11 protein-coding genes are annotated in these 16965 nt (G+C 59.5%); 9 read left to right on the forward strand and 2 right to left on the reverse strand.

From position 1 onward, the window contains the following. Nucleotides 1-59 precede the first annotated feature (59 nt). From WA928_RS09605 to WA928_RS09620, 4 genes are all read left to right on the forward strand, one after another. Nucleotides 60-1085, forward strand: coding sequence for a Nif3-like dinuclear metal center hexameric protein (locus tag WA928_RS09605; RefSeq protein ID WP_424302742.1), 1026 nt, complete (start codon nucleotides 60-62; stop codon nucleotides 1083-1085). 62 nt (nucleotides 1086-1147) lie between these two features. After that, on the forward strand, nucleotides 1148-2182 hold the full coding sequence (locus WA928_RS09610) for an ABC transporter substrate-binding protein (RefSeq protein ID WP_424302745.1): 1035 nt from the start codon (nucleotides 1148-1150) through the stop codon (nucleotides 2180-2182). Next, the gene (locus WA928_RS09615) at nucleotides 2179-3009 is read left to right on the forward strand and encodes an ABC transporter ATP-binding protein (protein WP_424302748.1); all 831 of its coding nucleotides are present in this window, start codon (nucleotides 2179-2181) and stop codon (nucleotides 3007-3009) included. The genes WA928_RS09610 and WA928_RS09615 overlap by 4 nt, the downstream gene beginning before the upstream one ends. A gap of 20 nt (nucleotides 3010-3029) precedes the next feature. After that, nucleotides 3030-3884 carry an ABC transporter permease gene (locus WA928_RS09620; protein ID WP_424302751.1) on the forward strand — a complete coding sequence of 285 codons (855 nt, stop codon included), beginning with the start codon at nucleotides 3030-3032 and terminating at the stop codon, nucleotides 3882-3884. Nucleotides 3885-3939: 55 nt separating this feature from the next. Here the strand turns inward: WA928_RS09620 and WA928_RS09625 are convergent, their stop codons facing one another. Next, nucleotides 3940-5136: an acetyl-CoA C-acyltransferase gene (locus WA928_RS09625; protein ID WP_424302754.1), complete on the reverse strand. Its 1197-nt coding sequence runs from the start codon at nucleotides 5134-5136 to the stop codon at nucleotides 3940-3942. Between the two features lie 11 nt (nucleotides 5137-5147). Then, the gene (locus tag WA928_RS09630) at nucleotides 5148-7571 is read right to left on the reverse strand and encodes a 3-hydroxyacyl-CoA dehydrogenase/enoyl-CoA hydratase family protein (protein ID WP_424302757.1); all 2424 of its coding nucleotides are present in this window, start codon (nucleotides 7569-7571) and stop codon (nucleotides 5148-5150) included. A 298-nt stretch (nucleotides 7572-7869) separates the two neighbouring features. Between WA928_RS09630 and WA928_RS09635 the strand changes: the two genes are divergently transcribed. The 5 genes from WA928_RS09635 to WA928_RS09655 all read left to right on the forward strand — a co-directional run bounded on the left by WA928_RS09635 (nucleotide 7870) and on the right by WA928_RS09655 (nucleotide 16959). Continuing rightward, a complete protein-coding gene (locus WA928_RS09635; protein ID WP_424302760.1) occupies nucleotides 7870-8637 on the forward strand; it encodes a hypothetical protein in 768 nt (255 codons plus the stop codon). Next, nucleotides 8634-9689, forward strand: a complete 1056-nt coding sequence (locus WA928_RS09640) for a FecCD family ABC transporter permease (protein WP_424302763.1) — start codon at nucleotides 8634-8636, stop codon at nucleotides 9687-9689. Before WA928_RS09635 ends, WA928_RS09640 begins: the two co-directional genes overlap by 4 nt. A 19-nt stretch (nucleotides 9690-9708) precedes the next feature. Then, nucleotides 9709-10494, forward strand: coding sequence for an ABC transporter ATP-binding protein (locus WA928_RS09645; RefSeq protein ID WP_424302766.1), 786 nt, complete (start codon nucleotides 9709-9711; stop codon nucleotides 10492-10494). A 289-nt stretch (nucleotides 10495-10783) separates the two neighbouring features. Further along, nucleotides 10784-15481, forward strand: coding sequence for a glutamate synthase-related protein (locus tag WA928_RS09650; protein ID WP_424302769.1), 4698 nt, complete (start codon nucleotides 10784-10786; stop codon nucleotides 15479-15481). Between the two features lie 14 nt (nucleotides 15482-15495). Then, a complete protein-coding gene (locus WA928_RS09655) occupies nucleotides 15496-16959 on the forward strand; it encodes a glutamate synthase subunit beta (RefSeq protein ID WP_417275762.1) in 1464 nt (487 codons plus the stop codon). The last annotated feature ends 6 nt before the right edge of the window (nucleotides 16960-16965 follow it).

Genomic DNA, 16965 nt, shown 5'->3' on the forward strand with positions numbered 1-16965 from the left:
ACCGAACACTGGAAGACAATTCCAGCGCTTGGTGCCGGCTTTTTTATTGGATTTTCAAAATGAAGACAGTTGCCGACCTCTTGGATTCCCTGAACATCATTACGGACGGACGTATGGCTCCTTCTGTTGAGGCGGCCAGGGACGGCAGCTACGAATTCGTCATACTGAAATCATCCGGTATCTACGGCAAGAGCGTGCTGGAAATCCCCAGTCTCATCCATGGCGACCCAACAAAGGAAATCAAAAAAATCGCGGTCTGCATGACGCTTACCGAGCAAAGCGTCGAACTGGCAGGTGCCACCGGCGTTGACGCCATTGTGGCGCACCATCCTGTGGCGGATGCCGCCAGCTGCGGCGGCGTGACTCTCAGGGATTATCTGGATCTATATGGGATTGCAGTGCTGGAATGCCATGAGGCTTTTCACGGCCTACACCCCGGAATCGCCCATCTACACGGCCACTCCATCCTAAAGAGCAGCATCGCGTATGGCGGACTGCACGGCAACGTCATGTATGTAGGCACGCCGCTGGAGGAGGTGCGCAGCATGCGCGATATCCTGACACGACTGGACAGCTTTATGGGGCTGGAGGTGGAGATGGACATGCTGGAAGCCGAAAGGCGGCTTAAAGGTTCCAACAACATCCAGGAGGGCAGCCTGGTCACCCGCGGGCGTGTCCTGCTGGGCGATGCGGACAGCCCGATCCACAAACTGGTGCATATATTCCCACACACCGGCTTTACCCCAGACCATCTACGTGCGGCCCTCAAGGAAGACCCGGACATCAATACCGTACTGGCCTCCATCAGCCGGGTCTACGAAGGGCACGCCTTGGTCGAGGCCGCCAAAGACCTGGGACTTCAATTGATGGTTGGCAACAGTCATGTACTGGAGATCATGGAAAACGGCATGCCGCTTGCACGTGCCCTACAGCGCCTGCTGGAGGGGGTTGACGTGCAAATTTTCAGGGAACGTGTCACCTCCACTCCAATCGACGTATTCGGAAACCCAAGAATGCAGGAGTACGCCAGGCGGTTCTCGGAAGCGCATCTTCTTGGGAAAAATGCATTGACCTACGCAGGATGATTCTGTGTAAATGCCGCACTGCCCGTTGATATAAATGAATCAAAACGACAGGAGACAAAACGATGAACCTCTTCAAATCGATACGAAGCTTCGCGCTGCACCGGCCTCTCCATACCGCCTTGTCGCTCGCCATCGCAGGCGGCGTGGCGCTATCGGCCATGCCCGTCAACGCTGCATCACCCACCAAGGTCCGCTACCAGGAAGTGGTGCGCTCCATTCTCTATATGCCGATGTATGTGGCCCTGAACCAGGGGTATTTCACAGACGAAGGGCTGGATGTCTCCCTCAAGACCTCTCAGGGAACCGACAAGGGCATGGCTGCATTGCTGTCAGGCGGTGCCGATGTGGTGTTGATTGGCCCGGAAGCATCGGTCTACGTCAACAACAGCGAATCCCCGGTAAAAGCCCGCCTGTTTGCCGGCCTCACCGCAACTGATGGGTTTCTGCTGTTGGGCAAAAACCCCACAAAGCCTTTTAACTGGAACGACATGAAAGGCAAGTCTGTCATGTCGTTTGGTCAGGGATCAAACCCCGACGTGTTCCTTGAAACAGCGCTCAAGCAGCATGGCCTGGATCCCGACAAGGACGTCAAGATTGTCAGCAATATCGGGCCCGCTGCGCGCGCCGGCGCATGGATGGCAGACAGAACCGACTACGCCATTTTTCTTGAACCTGAGGCCAGCAACATGGAAAAGGCGGGCAAGGGCGAAGTGGTGGCCTCAATTGGCCATGAAGTCGGGCCGGTAGACTTCACGGCCTTCACCACAACGGATACCTACATCAAGGAGCACCCGGAGGTGCTGGACGCCTGGACCAAAGCAATTTATCGGGCACAGAAATACGTCGAGACGGCCACCGCAGAAGATCTTGCCAAGCATATAGAGTCGTATTTTCCCGGTGTAAGCCAGGCAGAGCTGGTCAAGGCGATCAACCGCTATCGCCCCTTGCATCTCTGGAAGAAAAATCCGCTGATCGAACAGCCCGCCATGGAAAAGCTCCAGGACATGCTGATCGACCGCGGCTTGCTCAAGCCCGAACAGCGGGTACCCTATGCACAACTGGTTGATGTCAGTTTTGCCAAAAAGGTAATGCCATGATCGCAACAGAAGCCTCAGATACCTGTACGCTGGAACGTCCGGTCCATGCGGAAAACCGGATCAGGATCAGTCATGTCTCACTGCGCTATTTCACACCAAAGGCAGAGATACTGGCCCTGTCGGATGTCTCGCTGACCATCGAGCCGGGTGAATTCGTCAGCCTGATTGGCCAATCGGGCTGTGGAAAAAGCACGCTGCTGTCCATCATCGCCGGGCTTTTGCCCCCTTCCGAAGGCACAGTGCACGTGGGAGACCAGCCAGTTACCACGCCCTCACCCAAAATTGGCTACATGCTGCAGCAAGACTATCTGTTCGAATGGCGCACGATCCTGGATAACGCCCTGCTGGGCGCTCAGATTCAGGGGCGTGACATCCGTGTGGCACGGGATCGGGCCGTCCATTTCCTGGAAAAGTGCGGTCTGGGCCGCTTTTTGGATCAATACCCCAAGGCGTTGTCCGGCGGCATGCGACAGCGTGTTGCCCTGGCCCGCACGCTCACCACAAACCCGGATGTGGTGTTGCTGGATGAACCGTTCTCCGCCCTGGATTCGCAAACCAGGCTTGCCATCGCCGATGAGGTTGTGGAAGTCTTGCGTGCTGAAGGCAAGACGGTGGTGCTGGTCACGCACGATATTGGTGAAGCGATTTCCATGACAGACAGGGTTGTTGTGCTGTCCCGCCGCCCGGGACGCATCAAATCGGAGCACACGATCCGATTCCCAAGCGTAAAGGGTCGGCCAACGCCTTTTGAAGTACGCGCACTTCCTGAATTCACTTCGTATTTCAACACCCTTTGGGACGAGCTTGACGTTCACGTCGAAGGCTAAGTCGCGCGGGAGCAGATCAAATGAATACTCGAACCACTGAAATGAGCCTATCCTCACCTGGGCACGCGCAAGCCCCCTCCGCCACCCCCAGCCCGGCCTACGCCGCCTATCTGCGCCGCGAAACCAGTCGGCGCCGCTTTGTGCTGACTGCCAGGTTCATTCTGCTGCTGGCGGTGCTTGCACTATGGGAAATCCTGGCCCGCACACACCTCATGAACCCGCTGCTGACCAGCTACCCGAGCGCCGTCTGGCCCACCTTGGTGGACCTATTTGAAAACGGCGATCTCCTGGCTCATACATGGGCCACATTTCGGGCAACCCTCGTGGGTTTCACGTTCAGCATGGTTGTGGGTGTCGCCATTGCCGCCATGCTGTGGTGGTCCACCACGCTATACAAGGTCATTGATCCTTTCATGGTGATTGCCAATGCCATGCCCAAGATCGCCCTGGTGCCTATTTTCTACATCTGGCTGGGCCCGGATTACTCCATCTACGGCATGGCCGTCGCCATCTCGATCTTCATCACCATCATGGTGGTCTACGAGGGCTTTCGTGGCATTGACTCCAACAAGATCAAGCTGGCGATCACCCTGGGTGCAACACGCAGGCAGGTCTTGACCATGGTGGTGTTGCCAGGCAGTGTCCCAACCATGCTGGCCGCCCTCAAAATGAACATCGGCCTTGCCCTGGTGGGTGTCATCGTGGGTGAATTCCAGTCTGCCAGCCAGGGGCTGGGGTTCCTGATCATCAATGGCAGCCAAATATTCAAACTTAATATTGTGATGGCTGCCATCGTTGTGCTGGCGCTGCTATCGGGCCTGATGTATCTGGCGATTTCCCGCCTCGAAAAAGCCACGGTGACCAAGTACTCTTAGTCACCGTGGCTGAAAACCGGCCCTGCTGATCGGCCATTGCCCGGGCAATGGCCGATCAGCAGCGCTCGTAGATGCCAGCTGCGCCCATCCCGGTACCGACGCACATCGTCACCATGCCGTACTGCAGGTTGTGCCTGCGCATGGCATGGATCGTGGTGGCAGAGCGGATCGCTCCGGTAGCCCCCAGGGGATGGCCCAAGGCGATGGCGCCCCCCATGGGATTGACCACATCCTCGTTAAGCCCCAAATCACGAATGACCGCCAGCGACTGTGCCGCAAACGCTTCATTGAGCTCGATCCACCCCATCTGGTCCAGACGCAGACCCGCTTTTCTGAGCACGGCCGGAATCGCTTCTTTGGGGCCGATCCCCATGATGTCAGGCGGCACACCGCGCACGGCAAAAGACACAAAGCGCGCCAGAGGCGTGAGATTGTGTTCTTTTAGCGCCCGCTCGGACACCACCAACAGTGCACCGGCACCATCCGAAGTTTGCGAACTGTTGCCTGCCGTGACACTGCCCTTGGCAGCAAACACAGGGCGCAGACGGGCAAGCGCTTCAAGGCTGGTGTCTGCCCGCGGGCCTTCATCCAGTGTGACGGTATGGCGGGTTTCACGCACCTCGCCGCTTGCCAGATCCGGTATCCGGCGCACAATCTCCACTGGCAGCATCTCATCGGTGAACTCGCCTGCTTTTTGTGCGGCCAGGGCACGCTGATGAGAGCGCAAGGCAAAGGCATCCTGGTCCGCCCGCGAGATATCCCAGCGCTCGGCTACTTGCTCGGCTGTCGCACCCATGCCATACGCAATGCCGATGTTTTCATCATTCAGATACACATCCGGGCTAAAAGAGGTGCTGATCCCCATGGTGGGCACCAGGCTCATGGATTCTGTCCCGCAGGCCAGCATCACATCGGCCTCACCCACGCGGATGCGGTCTGCCGCCATGGCCACTGCTGTAAGGCCGGAGGCGCAAAAGCGGTTTACCGTTACACCCGCCACAGACTGAGGCAGCCCAGCCAGCAGCACGCCCACACGGCCAACGTTCAGGCCCTGGGGGCCTTCGGGAATCGCGCAACCCACGATCGCGTCCTCGATTGCGGCCGGATCAAGGTTCGGTGCCTGGGCCAGCACGCCCTGGATGGTTCTGGCCAGGAGGTCGTCCGGGCGCGTATGGGAATACATACCGCGCGGGGCCTTGCCGATGGGCGTGCGCGTCGCAGCGACGATATAAGCTTGTTGCAGGGCAGTCATCGAAAGTCTCCTTAATTGCGGACAGGCTTGCCGGTTTGCAGCAGGCCGGCAATACGCTCTTGTGTCTTGGGGTTGGCCAGTAGGCTCAGGAAGGCCTTGCGCTCAAGCTTGAGCATCCAGGCCTCATCCACCAGGCTGTTGGGATCGACATCACCACCGCAGATGGCTGTCGCCACCTCCAGGCCAATGTGAAAATCGTAATCGCTGATATAACCACCCACCTGCATGTTCACCAGTTGTGCACGCAAGGTTGCGATGGCATCCCGGCCGGCGACCGCAAAGCGGGCGGGCAGCGGTGGACGATACCCTTGCTCGGCCAGGTTGGCTGCCTCGCGCACCGCCACATACAGCAGCTCGTGGCGGTTCATCACGATAGGATCGGAATCCCGCAGGTAGCCGATCTCACGCGCTTCGAGTGCCGATTTGGACACACGGGCCGTGGCCACGGACAGCACAAAGTTTTTGACATAAGCCAGCAAAGGCGCATCCGGGGCCGACTGGGCCTGGATCTCGGCTGCACGGCGCGCACTGTACGTCATGCCACCCGCACCCGGCACCAGGCCGATACCTACCTCAACCAGACCAATGTAGGTTTCGAGGTGCGCCACACGACGGGCACAATGCACGGAGAGCTCGCAGCCACCGCCCAGTGCCAGGCCGGCCACGGCTGCCACCACCGGCACCTGGGCATAGCGCACCCGCAGCACCATATCCTGCATTTCTTTTTGGATGGGCTCAACCGCCTTGACACCACCGGTCATGAAAGCCGGCAGCATGGCTTTCAGATCAGCCCCTGCCGAGAAAGGGTCTTCGAGTTGGCCGATGACCAGTGCTTTGTAGCCCTGCTCTGCCAGATCAACCGCATGCGTCACACCGCGCACCACATCGGGGCTAAGCGTATGCATTTTGGTCTTGAAGGATGCGATCAGCACATTTTGCGGATGCGGCTGTGGCAAGGTCCAGCACAAGATGGCGTCGTTTTCGTAGACAACCTGAGGCACCAGCGCCGGGCCTTCGCCCACCAGCCGGGGTGCCCCGATCTGGCGCTGATACACCGGCAAGGTGCTGCGCGGTACGTAGACGTTGCGCGCCGGGCTGTACGAGCCCTCTGGTGTATGCACAGCCTGGGTTTCCCACACCGTGCCCTGTGTGGCCCACTGGGGCAACGGCGCGGACGACAAGGTTTTGCCTGCGGCGATATCCTCGTTGATCCAGCCTGCCACGCGTTGCCAACCAGCTGCCTGCCAAATTTCGAAAGGCCCAAAGCTGTGCCCGAAGCCCCATTTCATGGCCTGATCCAACTCGCGTGCGCTATCGGCGATCTCGCCCAGATGGACAGCGCTGTAATGGAAGGTGTCCCTCAGGACGGCCCACACAAACTGGGCCTGGGGATGATCGGAGTCATGCAGCGCCTGCAGCCGCTTGGCGGGATCTCGCTCTTTCAGGATTTCCTTGACCTCGTCATCGGCTTTCTCGCCAGAAGGCACATACTGACCGGCCTTGGGATCCATGCGCAGGATCTGCTTGCCTTCTTTCTTGAAAAAGCCCGCCTTGGCTTTCTGGCCCAGCGCACCTTTTTCAATCAGACCCGCCAACACAGGGGGGATCGTGAAATGCGCATGGAAGGGGTCGTCAGGCAACTGATCTTTCATCGTGTCGATGACGTGTGCCAGTGTATCCAGCCCCACGACATCAGCCGTACGATAGGTGCCTGATTTTGCGCGACCCAGGCGGGTGCCTGTCAGGTCGTCGACCAGCTCGTAGGGGAGATCAAAGGCAGCGGTGTGATGGAACACAGACAGGATCCCAAACACGCCAATGCGATTGCCAATGAAGTTGGGCGTGTCTTTTGCCCGCACCACCCCTTTGCCCAACTGCGACACCAGGAAGGTTTCAAGGTGATCCAGCAGTGCCGGCTCGGTAGCCCCTGTGGGGATCAGTTCAACCAGCGCCATATAGCGCGGCGGATTGAAAAAGTGCACACCGCAAAACCGGTGCCGGAGGGTTTCGGGCAGGGCTTCGGACAAAGACGTGATCGACAGGCCCGACGTATTGCTGGCAACGATGGCATGCGGGTTTAGCGCAGGCGCCAGCTTGTGATAGAGGTCGCGTTTCCAGTCCAGGCGCTCGGCAATGGCCTCGATGACAATATCGCAATCAGCCAGCAAGGCGAGATCTTCGTCGTAGTTAGCCGGCGTGATCAGCTCGGCCAGTTTGGAAACACCCAGAGGGGCTGGATTCAGTTTTTTAAGCTGGGCAATCGCACGCTGCACAATCGCATTTTTGCCACCCTGGCCGTCATCTTTGGCCAGGTCAAACAGAACCACCGGCACGCCGGCATTGACACAGTGGGCCGCGATTTGGGCGCCCATAACCCCTGCGCCACACACCGCTACACGGCGGATAAACAGGGGGGCGGACTGACTGGTTTGCATGATAAGGTGTCCTCTCTCGGTGATGGAAGGTTCGGATGGGCGGCTCCTTGGCAGGTCAGCCCCTGACCGCTGGGAGCTCTATCCGAAAGCCGATTCTTCGATTGTCGCTGATTTATAGTAAAAATTCAAACGATCGTTTGAATTGCTTTCTGATGGAACTCTGCAGCCAAAGCTATCCACCATTCTGGCATGCATAGAGCATGCTCGCAGCACATCCAACGTAACCTCGGATGTCGAGTTCTATACAATCTAAGCCTTCCTAGGCTATTTCGGCCAGCAATGGCTGCACCGCCCACTCATGGCTCGCCTACCCCGTCTGTATGCTCCACGGATTCCGCAACTGCTGGAAGCCCGGTTTGCCCGGGCACTGGCGACTGCCGATGCGCCCACGCCAGAAGCGGCCCTTAATACGATTGCCACCTGGCTGGCAGCGGAAGCACAGACCTTCTCCCACGCCACGCGCCTGCCACCCGGGCCTGCGCCACTCATCACATCCGCTACTGCCGGCAGCAGCCTGCCAGCCGTGGCCATCCATGCCTGGGCGGTGTTGCCCGACCGCATCACCCTGCTCGCCACTCCCGGAGATCCCCGTTCGCTCTCGCGCCTGATGCAGGCCCTGGGACGAAGAATGGGTTCCGGGCTGCTGCGCACCCGGGTATATGCCGGGCGCTATCACAACGCCTTGCTTGAGCCGGGCCGCTGGGTACTACCCGCGATGCTGTGGGTTGAATCGCTGGCTGCGCAAACCGGCCTGGTGGCCAGCGCCACGCAATGGCCATGGTCATCCGCCGCAGAGCACGCAGGCCAAGCAAGCGCCTTCACGGGTTGCCTGCTGGACCATCCGGACTACTGGCAAGAGGGCGACACGCCATTCGCCCGCCAGGCCGCCTGGCGCAAGCGCCTGACGGCCGGCCTACCGGCCGCACAAAATAGCCAGATCGAAGCCGCCCTGCATGGACAATGGGCACTGGGCGAGAAAATCTTTCTAAGCCACCTGGGTCGACTGGCCTCGCGACGCGTCAGCCCGGCCCCAAGAGGGCGGCCCAGAAAAGTGGTCAGCCCATGAACGCCGCACCAGGCCCCCTTCCCGACACCATGCGGCAATATCAGCAACTGCTGCGCCGTCGCTGGCTGCTAGTGTCCTTGCTTGGGTTCATCATCCTGATTTCCATACTGGCGGATTTCACGCTTGGCCCCTCTGGCCTGGGCTGGGAAGATCTCCGCCAGGCCTTGCTTCAGCCTGCGCAGGCCAACCCCACACTTCGCGTCATTGTCTGGGATATCCGCCTACCTTCCGCACTGATGGCCGTGGCGGTAGGGCTGGCGCTGGGGCTGGCGGGTGGCGAGATGCAGACCATCTTGAACAACCCCCTGGCCAGCCCGTTTACCCTGGGCATCTCCTCTGCGGCGGCCTTTGGCGCATCACTGGTGATTGTGCTGGGCATATCCCTGCCCGGAGTGCCGCAAGCCTGGACAGTTGCAGTCAACGCCTTCGTCTTCGCCCTGCTGTCGGCGCTAGTGCTTGATCTGGTCGCCCGTTGGGGTGGCATGGGCACCTCCAGCCTGATTCTGTTTGGCATCGCATTGGTGTTTTCTTTTAATGCGGCGGTGTCTCTCGTGCAGTTCATCGCCAGCGCCCAGGCCCTGCAAGATCTAGTGTTCTGGACGATGGGCAGCCTCACACGGGCATCCTGGCCCCGACTATGGATCTTGCTGCTGGTGATCGGGCTGCTGTTGCCCTGGTCGCTGCGCGATACTTGGAAACTGACCGCCTTGCGCCTGGGCGAAGACCGCGCAGCCAGCTTTGGCATCAACGTACCGCGCTTGCGGCTCAAGGCGCTGGTGCGCATCAGCATCCTGGCGGCCCTGGCCGTTTCGTTTGTGGGCACCATTGGTTTTGTGGGTCTTATTGCCCCGCATATCGCCCGGCGCCTGTTTGGCGAAGATCACCGCTTTTATCTGCCTGGCAGTGCTTTGGTGGGTGGTGTCATCTTGTCGCTGGCCTCGATTGCCTCAAAAAATATGGTTCCAGGGGTTCTCGTGCCCGTCGGGATCGTGACCTCGCTGATCGGGGTACCGTTTTTCCTGTCAGTTGTTTTACGCAGAGAAGTGAAATGAACCCAGGCAAGCGCTAACCATGTTGGAGATTCAGGATCTCTCGGTGGCATACGGCCGGCAGACGGCCATCCAGCCGCTAAACGCCGGGCCATTGGCCCCGGGCCGGCTGGTGGCCGTGCTGGGCCCCAACGGCAGTGGCAAATCCACGCTGCTAAAGGCCGTTGCGGGTCTTCTTGCCTGCAATGGCCAAGTGTTGCTCAACAATCTCAATCTCACAAAGCTATCGTTTGAGCAGCGCGCCCATCAAGTGGTGTACCTGCCGCAATCCCTGCCACCGGCCCTGCACCTGAGAGTCTTTGAGTCTGTCATGGTGGCGGCCCGGGCATCTGATCTGGCCCCCCAGGCGCCGCAGGTCAGCCCACAGCATATTTTGCAGATGCTCGAACGGCTGGGTATAGAACACCTGGCGATGCGCTATCTGGACGAGCTATCGGGCGGCCAAAAGCAACTTGTGGGCCTGGCACAGGCCCTGATCCGCACGCCACGCCTGCTGCTTCTGGATGAACCCTTGTCTGCCTTGGACTTGAATTACCAGTGCCATGTAATGGATCTCCTGCGCCAGGAGACCCTCACTCAAGGGCTCACTACCCTGATCGTGCTGCACGATCTGAACATCGCACTTCAGCGCTGTGACGACGCCCTGCTGATCCAGGCGGGCACGCTGGTGGGCCAAGGCTCACCAAAGACCGTTATCACCCCCAAAACCCTGGCTGATGTCTATCAGGTGGACGCGCGGGTTGAAACCTGCTCGCGAGGCCTGCCCCATGTGCTGATCGACGGATTGCTTCAGCCGGCACAGGGATAATCAGCTTGGCGTAATCCACGCCTGCAGGGGTGATGTGGCAAACCGTACACAGCACAATATTTTTTGGATTTTGGCCAAAACTGACCATGAACAGAATAGTGTTTTTTACGTCTATACTTAATCCTTTCAAATTTATTGATACGTCCCCAATTCAATGCTAACTTTCTGCTGAACAAAATAATAGGGGACACATCATATAAAAAGCTGTTGTGAATCAGGGCTCCACAGCGTAATTTTCTTATTCCACCGGCGACGGTGGACTCTGCGATTTTGCCTGAAGAGCCCTGCCATGACACACCCTGCCTATTGCCCTCCCGGCCTGCCTGCCGCCCAGGGCCTCTACCACCCCGAATACGAGCACGACGCCTGTGGCGTGGGCTTTGTGGCCCACATTGAAGGCACCAAAAGCCACACCATCATTCAGCAGGCGCTGAAGATTCTGGAAAACCTGAATCACCGGGGTGCCGTGGGTGCAGACGAACTGATGGGCGACGGGGCCGGCATCCTGATCCAGATCCCCGATCAGCTCTACCGCGACGAAATGGCCAGTCTGGGCGTATGTCTGCCGCCTCCCGACGACTACGGCGTGGCCATGGTGTTTTTGCCCAAAGAAACGGCCTCCCGCCTGGCATGCGAGCGCGAGTTGGAGCGGGCCGTGCGCGATGAAGGTCAGGTCGTACTGGGCTGGCGCGATGTCCCCATCGACCACGACATGCAAATGTCGCCCACCGTGCGTGCCTGTGAGCCCGTGATCCGGCAGCTGTTTATTGGCCGCGGGCCGGACATCATGGTGCCCGACGCCCTGGAACGCAAACTGTATGTCATCCGCAAGACCGCCAGTCACGCCATCCAGCGCATGCAACTGGCACACGGGCAGGAATACTTTGTACCGTCCATTTCGGTACGCACCGTGGTGTACAAGGGCCTGTTGCTGGCCAGCCAGGTGGGGGTGTACTACCGAGACCTGGCCGATACGCGTGCCGTATCAGCCCTGGCGCTGGTGCACCAGCGTTTTTCGACCAACACCTTCCCGGCCTGGCCGCTGGCGCACCCTTACCGGATGATTGCCCACAATGGCGAAATCAATACCGTAAAGGGTAACTTCAACTGGCTGCGCGCCCGCGAGGGCGTGATGTCCTCGGCAGTGCTGGGCGACGATCTCGCCAAGCTTTATCCGATTGTCTACGAAGGGCAATCCGACACGGCGACGTTTGATAACTGCCTTGAGCTGCTCGTGATGTCCGGCTACTCGCTGGCGCACGCCATGATGATCATGATTCCCGAGGCCTGGGAGCAGCACGCCGATATGGATGAATCCCGGCGCGCATTCTATGAATACCATGCGGCCATGATGGAGCCCTGGGACGGGCCGGCCGCCGTGGCGTTTACTGATGGCCGCCAGATTGGCGCCACGCTCGACCGCAATGGCCTGCGCCCTGCACGCTACTTGATCACCGACGACAATATAGTGGTGCTGGCCTCCGAGGCCGGCACGCTGCAAATCCCCGAGCACCGCATTATCAAAAAATGGCGCCTGCAGCCGGGCAAGATGCTGTTGATCGACCTGCAGCAAGGCCGCATCATCGAAGACGAAGAGATCAAATCCCAGCTGGCCAACGCGCATCCCTACCCGCAGTGGATCGAGCGGCTACGCATGAAGCTGGACGACCTGCCTGTCGTAAAAGACGACGACACACCCGCCCCCATCGCCAGCTTGTTGGATCGCCAGCAAGCCTTTGGATGGACGCAGGAAGACTTCAAATTCATCCTCGAACCCATGGCCGCCACCGGCCAGGAAGCAATTGGCTCGATGGGCAACGACGCCCCCCTGACCGTGCTCTCCGACCGTCCGAAACCGTTTTACAACTATTTTCGGCAGATGTTTGCCCAGGTGACCAACCCACCGATTGACCCTATCCGCGAACAACTGGTGATGTCATTGGTGTCCTTCATCGGGCCCAAGCCCAATCTGCTGGATATTAACAACGTCAACCCGCCCCTGCGACTGGAAATCAACCAGCCCATACTGGATCAGGCCGCAATGGCGCAACTGCGTCACATCAGTCGCCAGACCAACGATAAGTTCCGCTGCTGCGAGCTGGACATCACTTATCCCGTGGTCTGGGGCCGTGAAGGGATCGAAGCCTGTCTGGCCTCCTTGTGTGCCACCGCGGCGGATGCCGTGCGCAGTGGCAACAACATCCTGCTCCTCAGCGACCGTCTGGTAGATGCCGATCGTGTAGCGATCCCGGCCTTGCTGGCCACCTCAGCCATCCACCAGCATCTGATCCGCTCGGGGCTGCGCACCAAGACTGGCCTGATCGTGGAAACCGGCTCGGCGCGTGAGACCCATCACTTTGCACTGCTGGCCGGCTATGGTGCAGAAGCCATCCACCCTTGGCTGGCCCTGGAAACCCTGGCGGGCATGGAAGCAACAATCCCGCACGCCACTCAAAACTACATCAAGGCAATCGGCAAGGGGCTGAAAAAAGTGATGTCCAAGATGGGCATCTCAACCTATATGTCGTACACCGGCGCGCAGATTTTCGAGGCGGTCGGACTGCACAACAGCCTGGTGAAGAAATACTTCAGCGGCACACCCAGCAATATCGAAGGCATTGATATTTTCCAGGTGGCCGAAGAGGCCATGCGCGCTCACCAGGCGGCTTTCAGCACCGATCCTGTCCTTACCGACCGGCTGGATGAAGGCGGCGACTACGCGTTTCGGATCCGTGGCGAGCAGCACCTCTGGACACCCGATTCGATTGCCAAGCTGCAACATGCCACGCGCGCCAACAACTACTCCACCTTCAAAGAGTACGCACAGCTTATCAACGATCAATCCCGCCGGCACATGACGCTGCGCGGCCTGTTTGAATTTCGGGTGGATCCCGCCCGCGCCATCCCGCTGTCCGAGGTGGAGCCCGCCAAGGAGATCGTCAAACGGTTTGCCACAGGCGCCATGTCCTTGGGGTCAATCTCCACCGAAGCACACACCACGCTGGCAGTGGCCATGAACCGTATTGGCGGCAAGTCCAATACCGGCGAAGGCGGCGAAGATGCTTTGCGCTATCGCGCCGAAATGCGCGCCGGCAAACCCACGGTTCGCAAGGGTGACTCGATCGCATCGGTACTGGGCAAAGACCGCATCGTGGCCGACATCCCCCTGGCAGCCGGCGACTCCCTGCGCTCGCGCATCAAACAGGTGGCCTCGGGCCGCTTCGGTGTCACCGCCGAATACCTGTGCAGTGCCGACCAGATCCAGATCAAGATGGCCCAAGGGGCCAAACCGGGTGAGGGAGGCCAACTGCCCGGCCACAAGGTGTCGGACTACATTGCACAACTGCGCTACTCAGTGCCTGGCGTAGGCCTGATCTCGCCTCCGCCACACCATGATATTTATTCGATCGAAGATCTGGCGCAACTTATCCACGACCTCAAAAACGTCAATCAGGAAGCCTCGATCTCGGTGAAGCTGGTGGCTGAAGTGGGCGTCGGCACGGTGGCCACAGGCGTAGCCAAGGCCAAGGCTGATCACGTGGTGATTGCCGGCCACGATGGCGGTACCGGTGCTTCGCCCGTGTCATCCATCAAGCACGTGGGCATCCCCTGGGAGCTGGGGCTGGCCGAGACACAGCAAACCCTGGTAATGAACCGTTTGCGCAGCCGTATCCGCGTACAGGCCGACGGACAGATGAAAACTGGCCGCGACGTGGCGATCGCAGCCATGCTGGGTGCCGACGAGTGCGGCTTTGCCACGGCTCCGCTGATTGTTGAAGGCTGCGTGATGATGCGCAAATGCCATCTAAACACCTGCCCCACGGGCGTGGCCACGCAAGATCCCACCTTGCGCAAAAAATTTAATGGCAAGCCTGAGTACGTCGTGAATTACTTCTTCTTTGTGGCTGAAGAAGTTCGCGAAATCATGGCGCAACTGGGGATCCGCACATTTGACGAGCTAATCGGCCGGGTGGATCTGCTGGATATGCGCAAAGGCATCAGCCACTGGAAAGCCCATGGGCTGGATTTCAGCCGGATTTTCCATCAGGTCGAATCTGACGACCCCGTGCATCACACCGACACACAAGACCACGGGCTGACCCACGCGCTCGATCACCAACTGATCGAGCGCAGCAAGGCTGCTCTGGATCGTGGCGAAAAAGTGTCATTCATCACACCGGTACGCAACCGCAACCGTACAATCGGCGCCATGCTGTCCGGTGAAGTGGCACGCCGCTACGGCCACGAGGGTCTGCCCGACGACACCATCCACATCCAGTGCAACGGTGCAGCCGGCCAAAGCTTTGGCGCATTTCTGGCCCACGGCATCACACTGGATCTGGTGGGTGAAGCCAACGACTACGTGGGCAAGGGGCTCTCCGGCGGGCGCCTGATTGTGCGCTCACCCAACGATTTCCGCGGCTTCGGGCCAGACCATATCATTGCCGGCAACACGGTGCTGTACGGTGCCACCGGTGGCGAAGCGTACTTCAACGGCGTGGCAGGCGAACGCTTTGCCGTGCGCAACTCAGGTGCAGTCGCAGTGGTGGAAGGCACCGGCGACCATGGCTGCGAATACATGACGGGCGGCACCGTGGTGGTGCTGGGTGAAACGGGGCGCAACTTTGCCGCGGGGATGTCGGGCGGTGTTGCCTATGTCTGGGATCCTGAGCATCTTCTGGCCAAGCGGTGCAATACCGATATGGTGCTGTTGGAGCCCATGCCCACACATGAGGCCCAGAAACAGGCCGGCGATGTCCAGTATTGGCATCACCAGACGCGTGAAAGTGAACATGAAACCGACGAAACTATCGTGCACCGGCTGGTGGAAAACCATTTCCGCCAAACCGGCAGTTTCCGCGCACGCGAAATACTGGATGACTGGGGCCAGGCACGCCTTGCGTTTGTCAAAGCCACCCCCACCGAATACCGCCGCGCACTGGGCGAACTGTGGCAAGCGTCACAGGCCCGCGATCTGGCCGCCTGAAGGAATATTGCATCATGGGAAAAATCACTGGTTTCATGGAATTTGCCCGGGTCAAGCCTGCCTACGAGGCCCCCGAGTCCAGACTGCACCACTGGAAGGAGTTTGTCTCACCGCTTACCGACGAGGAAGCGCGCGTACAGGGTGCCCGATGCATGGATTGCGGCGTACCTTTTTGTACCCACGCCTGTCCAGTCAACAACATCATCCCCGACTGGAACGACCTGGTGTACAAGCAGGACTGGAAGCGCGCGCTGGACACGCTGCTGTCCACCAACAACTTTCCGGAGTTCACCGGCCGCATCTGCCCCGCCCCCTGCGAGGCCGCCTGCACGCTTAACCTGAACGACACCGCAGTCGGCATCAAATCCATCGAACACACCATCATCGAGCGCGGCTGGCAAGAAGGATGGGTTGTCCCCCAGCCACCCGCGCGAAAAACAGGCAAACGGGTAGCCGTCGTAGGTTCCGGCCCCGCAGGGTTGGCCTGTGCACAACAACTGGCGCGTGCGGGCCACACCGTGTCGGTATTTGAGAAAAACAATCGCATCGGCGGCTTGCTGCGCTATGGCATCCCCGACTTCAAACTCGAGAAAATCCATATCGACCGGCGTCTGGCACAGATGGAGGCCGAAGGGGTCGAGTTTTTCCCGTCCACCTACATCGGGCTGCCCGAACATGCAGAAGACGGCCTGAATGTCATCTCTCCGGACGATCTGCTGGCCCAGCACGATGCCGTGGTCCTGTCTGGCGGCTGCGAACAGCCTCGCGACCTGCCCGTGCCCGGACGCGATCTGCGGGGCGTGCACTTTGCCATGGACTTTCTGCGCCAGCAAAACAAGGTCAACCACGGAGACCGGATCGCCAAGCCAATCAACGCCAAAGGCAAGCATGTGATCGTCATCGGCGGCGGTGACACCGGCTCGGACTGCGTAGGCACCAGCAATCGTCAGGGGGCTGCCTCGGTGACACAGTTTGAGCTGATGTTCCGCCCTCCCGAAGAGGAAGACAAACTGCTGGTATGGCCCTATTGGCCCATCAAGTTACGCACGTCGTCCTCGCATGAAGAAGGCTGCCAACGCGATTGGGCTGTCGGCACCCAGGCGTTCGAAGGCAAGGGCGGCAAGGTGGAAAAGCTGGTGGCCACACGCCTGGAATGGTTCAAGGACAAGGCCACCGGGCAGATGAAAATGCGCGAAGTCAAAGACTCGCAATTTGAAATTCAGGCTGATCTCGTGCTGCTGGCGATGGGTTTTGTCTCACCAATGCGCACGGTGCTGGATGCCTTCGGTGTCGAGCGCGATCCACGAGGCAATATCCGTGCCACCACGGACGACTACTGTAGCTCACGGCCCAAGGTATTTGCGGCCGGCGACATGCGACGCGGCCAATCGCTGGTGGTCTGGGCGATCCGTGAAGGCCGACAATGCGCACGGTCTGTAGACGAGTATCTGATGGGTACATCCCAGCTGCCACGCTGACGCACT

Origin of the sequence: Castellaniella sp., assembly GCF_049651205.1 — a bacterium.
In the GTDB taxonomy this organism is placed as follows: Bacteria; Pseudomonadota; Gammaproteobacteria; order Burkholderiales; family Burkholderiaceae_B; genus Castellaniella.